Consider the following 13008-nt stretch of genomic DNA (forward strand, 5'->3'; position numbering starts at 1 on the left):
CGCTTAGTATCCGATTTCTGCCAGGTGCAGGCGATCTCGTTCGCTCTGCGTGAGGGAGGGGTGGTCCAGCCAGCCGTCGGGCAGGTGGGGGGTCTTTTCGCCACCGGCTCGGCCGCGAGGTCCGCGTGCTGCGGGCGGGAACGCCTGGTTGAGGTCCAGGTCCGCGAGGCGCTCGTGGAGCTCCTGCAGGGTCGAGACCATGGACAGGGCGTGGCGCTGGGGGCCGCCGACGGCAAATCCGCGCAGGTACCAGCCGATGTGTTTGCGCATCTCGCGCAGCGCTCGCCCCTCGTCGCCCTGGTCGACGACGCACCAGGCGGCGTGGCACTCGATGACGGAGACGACCTCGGCGAGGCTGGGGCCGGGCGGGATGGACCCGCCGTGGTAGGCGGCGACGATGTCGCGGAAGATCCAGGGGCGTCCCTGGGCGCCGCGCCCGACGCTGATGCCGTCACAGCCGGTCTGTTCCAGCATGGCCAGGGCGTCGGCGGCCTCGAAGACGTCGCCGTTTCCGAAGACGGGGATGTCGAGCAGGTCCTTCAGGCGCGCGATTTCGTCCCAGTGGGCGTGTCCCGCGTAGTGCTGGTTCTGGGTGCGCGCGTGCAGGGTGAGGGCGGCGGCGCCGAGCTTTTGCGCACTCAAGGCGGCGTCCGTCGCGGTCTCGTGCTCGGAGTCGATGCCGATGCGGATCTTGACGGTCACGGGGATCTCGCGCCCCGCTCGCTCCCCGGCCTCGTCGCAGGCGCGCACCACGGCACCCACGAGGTCGGAGAACAGGTCGCGCTTCCAGGGCAGGGCCGCTCCCCCGCCCTTCTTCGTCACCTTGGGGACGGGGCACCCGAAGTTCAAGTCGATGTGGTCGGTGAGGTCGCGTTCGACGAGCATCGTCGCGGCCTTTGCCATGACGGCGGGGTTGACGCCGTAGAGCTGCAGGGAGCGCACGCGCTCGGCGGGGTCGGGGCGCACCATTTCCAGGGTGCGTTCGTTCTCCTCGACGAGGGCGCGGCTGGTCACCATCTCGGTGACGTACAGGCCTGCGGGCGCGTCCACGCGCGGGATGGTGACGTGGCGCGGCTCGTTGGAGCTTTCGCCGGGTGCCTTCGGGGACGAGGCCGTGGCCCCCTCCCCCGACTCGGCCGCCCAGGAGGGGATGCCGACGGGTCGCAGGTGGTCGGGCAGGCCCGACTCGCCCATGATGCGGCACAGGCGTCGGAAGGGCACGTCCGTCACCCCGGCCATGGGGGCCAGGACGACGGGTGTCCACAGGCGCAGCGGCCCCACGCGAAGAGGGGCCGCTGCGGATGTTGAGGCTATCTGCAAGTCAGCAGCCCAGGCGTTCGATCAGGTACGACTTGACCTTGTCGAGCGGGATGCGCACCTGCTCCATCGTGTCACGCTCGCGGATGGTGACGGCGTGGTCTTCGATCGAGTCGAAGTCGTAGGTGATGCAGAAGGGGGTACCGATCTCGTCCTGGCGACGGTAGCGGCGGCCAACGGCGCCGGCATCGTCGTAGTCGACGTTCCAGATGCCACGCAGCTCGTCAGCAAGCTCCTGGGCGGGGCCGGTCAGTTCGGGCTTGCGGGACAGGGGCAGGACGGCGGCCTTGACGGGGGCCAGGCGCGGGTCCAGCTTGAGAACGACGCGCTTGTCGACGCCGCCCTTGGCGTTGGGGGCCTCGTCCTCGTGGTAGGCCTCGATGAGGAAGGCCATAAGGGAACGGGTCAGGCCCGCCGAGGGCTCGATGACGTAGGGGGTCCAGCGTTCCTTGGTGTTCGGGTCGAAGTAGTCGAGCTTCGCGCCGGAGGCTTCGGAGTGGACGGTCAGGTCGTAGTCGGTGCGGTTGGCGATGCCTTCGAGCTCGCCCCACTCGCTACCCTGGAAGCCGAAGCGGTATTCCAGGTCGACGGTGCGCTTGGAGTAGTGCGAGAGCTTCTCCTGCGGGTGCTCGTACTCGCGCAGGTTCTCCGGGTCGATGCCGAGGTTGACGTACCAGGCCTTGCGGTAGTCGATCCAGTACTGGTGCCATTCCTCATCGGTGCCGGGCTCGCAGAAGAACTCGAGTTCCATCTGCTCAAACTCGCGGGTACGGAAGATGAAGTTGCCGGGCGTGATCTCGTTGCGGAAGGACTTGCCGATCTGGCCGATGCCGAACGGCGGCTTCTTGCGCGCGGCGTTCATGACGTTCGCATAGTTGATGAAGATGCCCTGCGCGGTTTCGGGGCGCAGGTAGTGCAGGCCGGCCTCGTCGTCAACGGGCCCCAGGTAGGTCTTGAGCAGACCGGAGAAGGCGCGGGGCTCGGTCCACTGGCCGCGCACGCCACAGTTGGGGCAGGCAATGTCGTCGTTGGACAGGGTGGATTCCTCGACGCCCTTCTTTTCGGCGAGTTCTTCGATGAGCTGGTCCTGGCGGGCGCGCTTGTGGCAGTTGAGGCACTCAATGAGCGGGTCGGTGAAGGCCTTGACGTGGCCGGAGGCGACCCACACTTCGCGCGGGAGGATGACGGAGGAGTCCAGGCCGACGACGTCTGCGCGGCGGCGGACCATGGCGTTCCACCAGGCGCGCTTGATATTTTCCTTCAGTTCCACGCCGAGCGGGCCGTAGTCCCACGCGGAGCGGGTGCCACCGTAGATGTCACCGCAGGGAAAGACGAAGCCGCGGCGCTTGGCCAGGCTGATCACATTGTCGAGGCGGGAGGGTCCCTTAGCCACTTGTCACTCCTTGAGTATCTGGGGCACGACTGGCTGTCGTGTCGCCATCGATACTAGCCGATAACTACTGTGTCGGGCACTTGCGACCCCTTCCGAGCTCATGGAGCCCACCACAGGTGCGCACCCAACCGACGAAGGAGCCCCGGCCTCGTCCCCGGATGATGAGGGGACGAGGCCGGGGCCGGGTCGAGGGGTCATGTTCCCCGGGCGGAACAGGCGTTCAGCCGACACGCCTGATGTGACCCGAGGCGGTCAACGGCCAGCCGGAGGCGATAACCGTCAGCGAGATGAGACCGAGCAGGTAGAAGGCGGGGTGCATCGGGGGCAGGTAGCCGGACTTATGGACGAGGGTGAGGACCAGCCACGTGACCGGCGCACCGATGGCGCAGATGCCCAGCGGAATCGCACCCATGAGCACAAAGACTCGTTTCCAGGTCGACCCGATGCAGCGGGCGAGCCCGCCGATGAAGCGCCCAGCTCCATCACACGCCACCCAGGCGAATAGGACGAAGATCCACGAGTCGACGCCGAGAGGGAAGGACTCGCGTCCCATGACGAAGAGGAGGGGATGGATGGCGATAAGAAGCCACCAGATAAGGGATCCCAGGCCAATGATGACAATGGAGTGGACGTAGCTCGCCGCGGTAAGCACGGGGCGCGACCCGCCGCTGAGGGCTGAGGCTCGCATATTGACGGTGGCGCTGACGACCCCGCAGACGAAGAGGAAGACGCCCGTGACAAAAGCGGAGTTTGTGGCAGCCTGGTCCACCTGTCCGGTGACGTCGGGGACTGATAGGTAGACGATTCCATTGACCGTGAAGTTGACGAGGAACTGGAAGCACACAACCAGCAGGTAGAGGACCACCGTGAATCGCGATCCGACAAGGCCAATGCGCAGGGGTGACGGGGAGGACTTGATGAGGTCGGGGTTTGCAGTGATCATTGGTCTTTCTCCTGGATGAGGTAGGCGAAGGCGTCCTGGAAAGAGCAGGGCGAGAGTGTGAGGGAGTGGGAGGCGATCTCGCGGTCGGTGATGCCGCGGTCGCGCAGGTCCACGACGATCTCGCGGGCGGATCCAAGCGTTCGCGAGCTGATGACGGGAGTGCCGGGGTGGTCGATCAGGAAGCCTTCGACGTCGGCTGCGTTTCCGGTGATGGCGCAGATGCGGGAGGTGAACGCATCGACGCTCTCGTGCGCGAGGAGGCGCCCGTTCTTCAGAGCGACGACGTCTTCGGCGACGTTCTCGAGCTCGGAGACCATGTGCGAGGAGATGAGGAAGGTGCGCCGAGGGCGGCGCCCCTCCATGCAGTCGGCGGCCAGGGTGAGCAGCTCCTCGTAGAAGGCATAGCGGGTGGGCACGTCCAGGGGTGCCTGAATCTCGTCGAGGACGGTGACGGGGGCTCCCGAGGCCAGCGCGACGGCGCCCGTGAGGATCGCGGCCTGGCCGGAGGAGACCTTGCGCAGCTTCTTGCGACGCTTCATCTGGAATCCGAAACGCTGTGCGTAGTGGTCGAAAAGCTTCTGGTCCCAGGTTGGGCGCAGGGAGGCGTACGCGACTAGCGCCCCAGCCGAGGAGTTGTCGAAGTCCCTGTCGGAGGAGGCCATGACCGAGTAGCCGAGCAGGTCGTCGGGGCGCATGTCCGTCCCGTTGATGGACACACCCCCCGAGGAGGGCGGAAGGAGGCCGGAAAGGATCTGCATGAGGGTCGTCTTGCCCGAGCCGTTGGGGCCGACGAGGGCGGTGACGGTGGAGTCACCGAACTCAAGGGAGAGGTCGGTGAGGGCCTGCTCCGCCTCCCCCGGATAGGCGTGGTTGATAGCGTTGAAGGTGATCATGAGTCTTCCTTGGTGCGAAGGTCGGCGCCGTAGGCGCGGACGTGGTTGGCGATGGAGTCGATGTCGAGGCCGAGAGCGAGTCCCGCCTCGACGGCGGGGTTCAGGGTCTCCTCCACGTAGGATGCGAGCCCGTCGGCCACGAGCGCGCGGCGGGCCCCCTCGGCGACGAACATGCCGATGCCGCGTCGCTTGTCGACGAGGCCCTCGTCGACAAGGATCGCGAAAGCCTTGCCGACGGTGGCCGGGTTGATGCGGTAGGTCGCGGAGTACTCCGTGGTGGAGGTGAGCTGGTCCCCGGCACGCAGGGTGCCGCGCAGGATCTGCGCGCGAATGTCGTCGGCGATCTGCACGTAGATCGGGATCCCCGAGACGAACGTGGGTGCCATGCGCAAGCCCTCCCTTCAGCTTCAGTGGTTCATTACATGACTATTGAACCATATAACCAACTAACCTGTCAAGCGGTCTCGCCACACGAACCTCGCACCCCTTCCACTCCCCCACACCTACGCCGCCCCCCAAATGTCGCAGGCAATTCTCCCTGGTCAGTCTTCAACACCACCCACAAACGTTACAATTCCAACGATCCCGTTTACCTGTTTGAAAGGTTTACATGGGAATTGCATGCGGCATTGTTGGGGAACCACAACGCGAGGCGACAAAGAACCCCAAACAGAAAAGATCTCAAACCTACAGGCAACTCAAGGCCCAAAGGCGCCCGCGCCCCATGCAGCCACACCACCAGAAGCAACACCCCAGCGGGAGCGCTGCACCCGTTACGGAACCATGCACCCGATCAGGGGCACTGCACCCGATCAGAAGAGGTGCATTGCCTACGGATCGGGTGCAGCACCCCAACGCACAAGAACAAACGCGGAACTGGCAAACCGAGCCGCTCCTGGCCCACATCCAGCCCGAGCATAGGACGCCGGGCGGGCGCCGGGCGGCTATCTTGCGCCCCGTTGACACTGCCCTACCGCGAGCCCACCCACAACGCGACATCGCAAGCCACCGCGCCCAAACCGTAGTCCGCTTCGCCCCAAAACCCCGTTCTCGCCGGATTTCACCCAAGTGGACTGCACTTTGAGCACACCACCACACGGACAGTACGGGCGGAGACACCGCCCGTAGGGTTCGGGTGAGCATCTGGTCGGACACTACGAGCGAAGCGAGGCTGCCAGTTCTCGCGGGAGACCAGGCCCAAAGGCACACACAAGAGTGCGCTACGAACGCCCAACAACCAGCACTGGTCACCGACCGGCAGCGCCCGAACACCCGTTCCCAACGACCCGCATCTCGCGGCCATCAGCGCCCTCGGCCCACACTGTGCCCACATCCCACACGATGCCCGCGCCCGGACGCATAAAACAGCCCCGGCCTCGTCCCACGGGGATAGGGGACGAGGCCGGGGCTGGCTAGGCAGGAGGGCTCGGAAGCACTTACTCCTTGACGCCGCCGGCGGTCAGGCCGGAGACGATGTACTTCTGCAGGTACTGGAACAGCAGGATCACCGGAACGGCCGCGATCACGGAGCCGGCCGCGAAGATACCCCACGGGGCGGTACGAGCATCCGCGGCCCAGTTGTACATACCAACGGCCAGCGTCAGCTGCTGCGGGCTCTGCAGCACCACGCGAGCGATCACAAAGTCACCCAGCGAGGAGATAAAGCTCAGCAGACCGACGACTGCCAGGACGGGGCGGACCAGCGGCATGATGATCGTCCAGAAGGTCTGGGCGTGCGTCGCACCGTCGATCATGGCCGCCTCATCCAGCGAACGCGGGATCGAGTTGAAGAAGCCGTAGAGCAGGAAGGTGTTCGAGCCGAGCGCGCCACCGAGGTAGACGCAGATCAGGCCGAGCTTGGAGTCCAAGCCGAGGACCGGGAAGATATCCTTGATGCCCAGGAGCAGCAGGAAGAGTGCCACGAAGGCCAGCATCTGCGGGAACATCTGCACCAGCAGCAGGCCGGTCAGGGTCGTGCGGCGCCCCTTGAAGCGGAAGCGGCTGAACGCGTAGGCGGCAGCCGCGCCCATGAGAACGGTGCCCACAGCGGTCGCGGACGACACGATGAGGGAGTTCAGGACCCACGACCAGTACGCGGAGTACTGGCCACTGCCCAGTGCCGCGAAGTTCTCGAACGACACCTTCGAGAAGAGCTTGTTCGAGCCGGTGAGCGTCGCACCCGGATTCAGGGACACCGACAGGACGTAGAGCAGCGGGATGAGGCAGTAGATGATCATCAGGATGGCGACGATGTGGCGCCAACCGACCTCTTTCCACCAGCGCGCACCCTTCAGGGTCGACTCGCGATTCTTCTTCACAGTTGCAGCGCTCATCACAGCTCCTCAAGGGTCTTCGTCTGGCGGAAACCAAGCCACGCGATCACGCCCACGACGATGAAGATGACGATGGACATGGCCGAGGCCAGGCCATAGTTCGGGGAACCCGACTCGATCGCGATCTTGTAGACCATCGAGATCAGGATGTCAGTCTGGCCGACATCCAAGCCCGGGTAGTTCGGGCCGCCGCCGGTCAGCATGTAGATCAGCGAGAAGTTGTTGAAATTGAACGCGAAGGACGCGATCAGCAGCGGCACCGTGGACTGCAGCACGAGCGGCAGCTTGATGGACCACACGGTGCGCAGACCGGAGGCGCCGTCAATCTTCGCGGCCTCTTCGACGTCACCCGGCAGGGACTGCAGAGCGCCGAGGCACACGAGGAACATGTAGGGGAAGCCCAGCCACAGGTTCACGCCCAGAATGGAGAACTTCGCCAGCGTTCCATCCGTCAGCCACGGGATATTCGTGCCGCCGAGCAGCACCTCGTTGATGAAGCCGAAGTCCTTGTTGAGCATACCCTTCCACACCAGGGTGGCAAGGAAGGCCGGGAAGGCGTAGGGCAGGATCATAAGGGACTGGTAGATCTTACGACCCTTGATGCGCTTGTCTGCGAACACGAGGCCCAGGATCAGGCCGAGCGCGAAGGTCGACAGGACGGATGCTGCGGCGAAGACGAAGGACCACAGCAGGGCCTTCAGGAAGGGACCAGCCAGGTCGCCGCGGGCAAACATGTTCATGTAGTTGTCGAAGCCGACGAAGACGCGCCAGCCCGGGTCGATCTGGTTGCCGTCCGCGTCAACGAAGGCGCCGATCTTATTGTTTGCCGTGTAGACGACGCCGGTCGTCGTGTCGGTCAGGGTGTCGGCGGCCTCGTCGTAGTTGTAGCGGGACTTGGCCAGGTAGGCGGTCGACCCGTCATCGCTGCGGTAGCTTCCGTCGTTCGGATTGTCGGAGGCCGGAACCTTGATGGCGGAGACCTTCTGCTGCGTCTCGGGCTGTAGGATTTCGGCAATCGTCAGGACCTTGTAACCGTCGACCGCGCTGATCGCCCCGGCTGCATACGTGCCGGACACCTCGTGCAGCGGGGTCTCGGAGTCGCCCACGCGGATCGCACCCGTCGCAGTGTCGACCACCGCGAGCCCGAGGCTGTTGCTGTCCTCGACGACAGCGGCAGGGAGGCTCGGCGCACCCTCGGCGCGCTGCTCGGAGGCCTGCAGGATCGAGGCGACGGCGTCAGCCTTGCTGGAGTTATGGCCCTGGCCGTAGTTCGTGAAGGACACGTAACCCGTGTACCCCATGACGAAGACCTGGTAGATGAGCAGGAAGACCATGCCGGGAACGAGGTACTTCGCGGGAATAGTCCGCTTGGAGAAGTACACCCAGTTGACCACGAGAAGCAGGACGACCAGGACGGCAAGAACCGTCCACGACTTCACCAGGTAAGCGGTGAACATGCCGTAGATTCCCAGGGCATCGATGAGCATCATCAGAACAAGTTTGACGAAGAAACCGGGCCTGGTTACTTCGCTAGCGTGCGAGGCGGTGCGCGCCTCTTTTTTCTTTTCTGCAGCCTTCGCTGGCTCAGACATCGTGTCCTCCACACGTGCGCAGTTTGCGCGTCATTGCGACGATACCCGCCTGGTGGCGGGTCGGAAAGCACCCGGGGGTGCGAGTGCACCGCAGTGCGGCGCGAGCGTTTTGCGGGCCTCGCACCCGCCCGCCGCGTGGGACGCGGGCGGGTGCGAGGCTGGGTGCTCGCCTCAGGCGAGCGGGGTGTCAGTCGCTATTCAACCGGCGGATTCGATCACTTGGAGGCGATCGCGTTGTTGATGTTGGTGACCATGGTCGCCCAGCCTTCTGCCGGGGTCTCGGTGCCACTCACGATGTTGGCCTCGGTCTGGCCCCAGAAGTTCCAGACGGAACCCATCGCGGGGATCGCGGGGGCGAGAGCGCCGGACTCGGCGACCTTCGCGAAGTCCTTGATGTCCTGGTCATCCGACTTGGCGGCGACCGAAGGCATCGCGGAGGCGCGGCCACCGAGCTTCTGCATCTCTTCCTGAGCCTCGGGGGTAGCCAGGTAGTTGAAGAACTGCTTGGCGGCGACCGGGTTGGCGGACTTGGCGCTCTGGTAGAACATCTGGACACCAACGAAGGGCTGTGCGGCCTGGGAGCCGGCGGAGGGGATCGACAGGACGGAGACGTCCATGCCGGCCTCGCGGAAGGCGGCGACGTTCCAGGGGCCGGTCACCGTGTAGGCGGCCTTGCCATCGAGGAAGGCCTGCTTGGCGATATCAGCCGTGATGGACGGGGAGAACACATTCGCGTCAGCCTGAGCCTTCAGCCAGGTGGCGAAGTCGGTGCCACCGGAGCCACCCATGGCCAGCTCGGAGGTGTACTCGCCGTCAGCGTTGGTGTTGAAGACGGGGGCGCCGAAGGAGGTCTGGAAGCCGTAGAAGTGGTACGGGTCGCCCTTGTCACCCATCTGGATGATGAAGGGGTACTCGACGCCGGCGGTCTTGCCGGAGGCGATCATGTCGTCGTAGGTCTTGGGCTCGTCCTTGGTGAGAGCGTTGTTGCGCACCAGGGCCACGGACTCGACGGCGTAGGGAACGCCGTAGGTCTGACCGTTGTAGGTGACGGCCTTGACGGCGACGTCTGCGAAGTTGGACTTGGCCTCGCCGAGGTCCACGGGGGAGACGACGCCGTTAGCGACGAGTGCGCCGAGCTTGTCGTGGGCCATAACGATCAGGTCGGGGCCGTTGCCGGTGGGAACCTGGGTGGTGAATTCGGTATCCATGTCGGATTCGGACTTCTGAACGACGTTGACCTTCACGCCGGTGCTGGTGGTGAAGTCCTCAGCGAGGGTTTCGACCTGGGTGAAGCGGGTATCGTCCGCCCAAATCGTCAGGGTCGCCACAGCGCCGGTCGTGGCGCCGTCCGAGGAGGAAGGGGAAGAGGTCGTGCCGTTGTTGCAGGCGGCCAGGGCGGTAGCCGCCGCGAAGACGCCGAGTGCTGCGATGCCACGTCGCATTATTACTCCTGTGTTGATCAGGTGGTCGCCACCATCAGCGACCTGCTACACGACCACTGTAATACGCTCGATTTTGTTTCTGCAACAATTTTCGCAATTGTGTGCAAGCTGTTACATTTATAGGGAAACAGCTGCACTCGGACGCCCAAAGGAGAGTTGAGCCGATGACCAAAAATCGTACAAGCATGGCCGATATTGCGGCCCATGCGGGTGTATCGACCGCAACTGTTTCACGCGTTTTCAACGGCGTCGGCCAGGTCTCCGAAGACACGCGCCGCAGGGTCCTGACGGCGATCGATGAGCTGGGCTACGACCGTCCACCCAGCGAGCACACGCCCAGTACTCCGACGATCGGTGTTATCGTGCCCGAACTCACGAACCCGATCTTCGCTTCCTTCGCCCACCACCTCCAGGAGGAGATTTCGCGCGCGGGCGGCATCGCCCTCATTCGCACGCAGACACCGGGCGCAACGTCCGAGTTCGATCATCTCGCGTCACTCGTCGACCACCACGTCGACGGACTCATCTTTGTCTCCGGCAGGCACGCAGATCTCTTGTCCGACCTCTCCCCCTATCACGACGTCGCTGCGCGCGGAATCCCCTTCGTCACGATCAACGGCGCACGCCAGGAGGTCCCAGCCCCCGACTTTTCCACCGGGGACTCCCTCGGCATTCGCGCCGCGGTCAGCCACCTGCACGAGCTGGGCCACACGCGCATCGCGCTTCTCACCGGCCGCACGCACATTGTCCCAGCCCTACGTAAGGCCGAGGCATTCACGCAGGTGATGGGCGAGCTGATCGGGGACCACTCCCCCATCATCGAAGAAACCTTCTACACGTACGAGGCCGCAGCCGCCTACACGCACGCCCTCCTGGAGCGCGCCGTGACGGCAATCATCACGGGTTCTGACCTGCAGGCCCTCGGCGCCATCCGCACGATCTCCTCGCTCGGCCTGTCCGTCCCGGATGACGTCTCGGTCATCGGTTTCGATGACACATTCCTCATGAGCCACCTGGATCCGGCACTCACGACGATTCACCAGCCCGTGCAGTCGATCGTCACATCCGCCGTGCGCGCTCTCTTCGAGGCATTGAACACAGCCAATTACGCCCCCGCGCACGCCGATTACGTCTTTTCGCCCGATTTGATCGTGCGGAGCTCGACGGGACGCGTCCGATAACTCCCCAGATCACGGCGGTTCGGGCGGCGAGATTGACTTGACAAAGATTCTCAATGTCAAAGAGAATGATTTTCATGTCGAAGAGAATCCTTGCTGCCGCATGCGCGGCTGCCACAGCGCTCGCCCTGTCCGCCTGCACCTCCACGGCCACCTCCGGAGATAGCTCCCCCAAGGACGGCAAACTGGCCGTCATGGCCTCGTTCTACCCCCTGCAGTACCTGGCTGAGAAGATCGGCGGCGAGCACGTTTCCGTCACCTCCCTGACCCCGGACGGCGCCGAGCCGCACGACCTCGAGCTCTCCCCCAAGATGGTCGACTCCCTGTCCTCCGCGGACGCGGTTGTCTACCTCGCGGGCTTCCAGAGCGCCGTTGACGAGGCCATCGAGCAGCAGGCCCCCAAGACCGTCATCGACGTCTCCCCCGCAGCCGAGCTGGTTGAGGCCGGCACCGACGCCAACCACCCCTCCGAGGAGGAAGAAGAGGCTACCGACGAGGCTCAGTCCGGTGAGACCGAAGCCCACGACCACGATCATGAGGGCCACGACCACGAGGGCCACGATCACCATCACGACATGAGCGCGGACCCGCACTTCTGGCTGGATCCCACCCGCATGGCGAAGGCCGCCACCCTGGTGGGCGACAAGCTCGCCGAGGCTGACTCCGCCCACGCCGACGTCTACAAGGCGAACGCGAAGGCCCTGGCCGACGAGCTCAACACCCTGAGCGACACCCTGGTCACCAAGACCTCGAGCTGCAAGGTCAAGACCTTCGTCACCGCGCACACCGCCTTCGGTTACCTGGCGGACCGCACCGGCTTGACCCAGGTTGGCATCTCCGGCCTCGACCCCGAGTCCTCCCCCTCCCCCGCGCGACTGGCTGAAATCGCCCAGATCGCCAAGGAGCAGGGCGTGACGACAATCTTCACCGAGGCCCTCATCGATCCCAAGGTCGCTCAGACCCTGGCCGACGACCTCGGCATCACGACGGCCGTCCTGGACCCGATCGAGTCCCAGACCGACGCATCCAAGGACTACGCCGCGACGATGAACTCCAACATTGACGCCCTGACGAAAGCCCTCGACTGCCAGTGACAACGACTGACAACCCCACGACGGCGGGAGCCTCCTTCGCGGAGGCGACCGCCGTCGTGCGTCTCCACAACCTGCACGTGGCCTGGGATACGGACCTGATCCTCCACGGGATCTCGCTCGATATCCCCGCCTGCCAGACCGTGGCGATCACGGGCTCGAACGGATCGGGCAAGTCCACGACCCTCAAGGCCCTGCTGGGCACCGCTCCGATCACGAGCGGCGACGCCCAGCTCTTCGGTCGCTCGATTTCCGCTCGCCGCCGCGTACCGTGGAACAAGATCGGCTACGTGCCCCAGCGCATCTCCTCGGGCGGCGCGATTAGCGCCAGCGCGATCGAGGTCGTGCGATCCGGCCTGCTCGGGCCTCGTCGTCTGTGGGCGCTGCCGGGCGACACCGCGAAGGCCATGTCCGCCCTTGAGCGCGTCGGCATGGCCCACCGCGCCCACTCCCCCCTCAACATTCTGTCGGGCGGGCAGGCCCAGCGCGTCCTCATCGCACGCGCCCTCGTGCGCCGACCCGAGCTGCTCATCATGGACGAGCCGATGGCTGGAATCGACGCAACATCGCGAGCGCGCCTCGCACAGATCGTTGCCGAGGCCAAGGCTGAGGGGACGACGATCCTCATCGTCCTGCACGAACTGGGCGAGCTCGGCCCACTCTTGGATCGAGAGCTGCACATCAGCGCGGGACACGTCTCATACGACGGCCCACCCCACATTGAGGATGACCACGAACAGCATCACGGCGGCGGCGATCACTGCCACTCCACGACCGAGCCCGGCCCGGCGACGCGCGACCGCGGCCTCGTGAGCGGAATCTAGAC

The 13008-nt window shown here is 64.9% G+C and carries 11 protein-coding genes; 3 read left to right on the forward strand and 8 right to left on the reverse strand.

The features are described from left to right. Positions 1 to 3: 3 nt before the first annotated feature. The 8 genes from dusB to FOC40_RS08130 form a co-directional block, all read right to left on the reverse strand. The gene (gene dusB / locus FOC40_RS08095) at positions 4 to 1281 is read right to left on the reverse strand and encodes a tRNA dihydrouridine synthase DusB (protein ID WP_039929297.1); all 1278 of its coding nucleotides are present in this window, start codon (positions 1279 to 1281) and stop codon (positions 4 to 6) included. Positions 1282 to 1321: 40 nt separating this feature from the next. Next, on the reverse strand, positions 1322 to 2710 hold the full coding sequence (locus FOC40_RS08100) for a glycine--tRNA ligase (protein WP_003794815.1): 1389 nt from the start codon (positions 2708 to 2710) through the stop codon (positions 1322 to 1324). A gap of 220 nt (positions 2711 to 2930) precedes the next feature. Further along, positions 2931 to 3653: a hypothetical protein gene (locus FOC40_RS08105; RefSeq protein ID WP_003794813.1), complete on the reverse strand. Its 723-nt coding sequence runs from the start codon at positions 3651 to 3653 to the stop codon at positions 2931 to 2933. Continuing rightward, positions 3650 to 4546, reverse strand: a complete 897-nt coding sequence (locus FOC40_RS08110; RefSeq protein WP_003794812.1) for an ABC transporter ATP-binding protein — start codon at positions 4544 to 4546, stop codon at positions 3650 to 3652. Before FOC40_RS08110 ends, FOC40_RS08105 begins: the two co-directional genes overlap by 4 nt. After that, entirely contained in the window at positions 4543 to 4932 is a 390-nt protein-coding gene (locus tag FOC40_RS08115; RefSeq protein ID WP_003794810.1) for a GntR family transcriptional regulator, read from the reverse strand. The genes FOC40_RS08110 and FOC40_RS08115 overlap by 4 nt, the downstream gene beginning before the upstream one ends. A 1050-nt stretch (positions 4933 to 5982) precedes the next feature. Beyond that, on the reverse strand, positions 5983 to 6879 hold the full coding sequence (locus FOC40_RS08120) for a sugar ABC transporter permease (protein ID WP_003794808.1): 897 nt from the start codon (positions 6877 to 6879) through the stop codon (positions 5983 to 5985). Next, positions 6879 to 8471, reverse strand: coding sequence for an ABC transporter permease subunit (locus FOC40_RS08125; protein ID WP_039929294.1), 1593 nt, complete (start codon positions 8469 to 8471; stop codon positions 6879 to 6881). The genes FOC40_RS08120 and FOC40_RS08125 overlap by 1 nt, the downstream gene beginning before the upstream one ends. 215 nt (positions 8472 to 8686) lie before the next feature. Further along, positions 8687 to 9913 (reverse strand): sugar ABC transporter substrate-binding protein, encoded by a 1227-nt coding sequence (locus FOC40_RS08130; RefSeq protein WP_003794804.1) that lies wholly within the window; start codon positions 9911 to 9913, stop codon positions 8687 to 8689. Between the two features lie 164 nt (positions 9914 to 10077). On the opposite strand from FOC40_RS08130, the gene FOC40_RS08135 reads away from it, so the two are divergent. The 3 genes from FOC40_RS08135 to FOC40_RS08145 all read left to right on the forward strand — a co-directional run bounded on the left by FOC40_RS08135 (position 10078) and on the right by FOC40_RS08145 (position 13006). Further along, on the forward strand, positions 10078 to 11094 hold the full coding sequence (locus FOC40_RS08135) for a LacI family DNA-binding transcriptional regulator (protein WP_039929291.1): 1017 nt from the start codon (positions 10078 to 10080) through the stop codon (positions 11092 to 11094). A 65-nt stretch (positions 11095 to 11159) separates the two neighbouring features. Then, positions 11160 to 12185, forward strand: a complete 1026-nt coding sequence (locus FOC40_RS08140) for a metal ABC transporter substrate-binding protein (RefSeq protein ID WP_003794801.1) — start codon at positions 11160 to 11162, stop codon at positions 12183 to 12185. Next, positions 12182 to 13006 (forward strand): metal ABC transporter ATP-binding protein, encoded by an 825-nt coding sequence (locus FOC40_RS08145; RefSeq protein ID WP_003794799.1) that lies wholly within the window; start codon positions 12182 to 12184, stop codon positions 13004 to 13006. Before FOC40_RS08140 ends, FOC40_RS08145 begins: the two co-directional genes overlap by 4 nt. Positions 13007 to 13008 lie beyond the last annotated feature (2 nt).

The sequence above is a fragment of the Schaalia odontolytica genome, from assembly GCF_009730335.1.
GTDB lineage: Bacteria > Actinomycetota > Actinomycetes > Actinomycetales > Actinomycetaceae > Pauljensenia > Pauljensenia dentiphila.

Bases quoted from the DNA above. Each gene is read 5' to 3' on its own strand.
- FOC40_RS08130 (WP_003794804.1), bottom strand. From the start codon at position 9,913: ATGCGACGTGGCATCGCAGCACTCGGCGTCTTCGCGGCGGCTACCGCC.
- FOC40_RS08115 (WP_003794810.1), bottom strand. From the start codon at position 4,932: ATGGCACCCACGTTCGTCTCGGGGATCCCGATCTACGTGCAGATCGCC.
- FOC40_RS08105 (WP_003794813.1), bottom strand. From the start codon at position 3,653: ATGATCACTGCAAACCCCGACCTCATCAAGTCCTCCCCGTCACCCCTG.
- FOC40_RS08110 (WP_003794812.1), bottom strand. From the start codon at position 4,546: ATGATCACCTTCAACGCTATCAACCACGCCTATCCGGGGGAGGCGGAG.
- FOC40_RS08135 (WP_039929291.1), top strand. From the start codon at position 10,078: ATGACCAAAAATCGTACAAGCATGGCCGATATTGCGGCCCATGCGGGT.
- FOC40_RS08140 (WP_003794801.1), top strand. From the start codon at position 11,160: ATGATTTTCATGTCGAAGAGAATCCTTGCTGCCGCATGCGCGGCTGCC.
- FOC40_RS08125 (WP_039929294.1), bottom strand. From the start codon at position 8,471: ATGTCTGAGCCAGCGAAGGCTGCAGAAAAGAAAAAAGAGGCGCGCACC.
- FOC40_RS08120 (WP_003794808.1), bottom strand. From the start codon at position 6,879: ATGAGCGCTGCAACTGTGAAGAAGAATCGCGAGTCGACCCTGAAGGGT.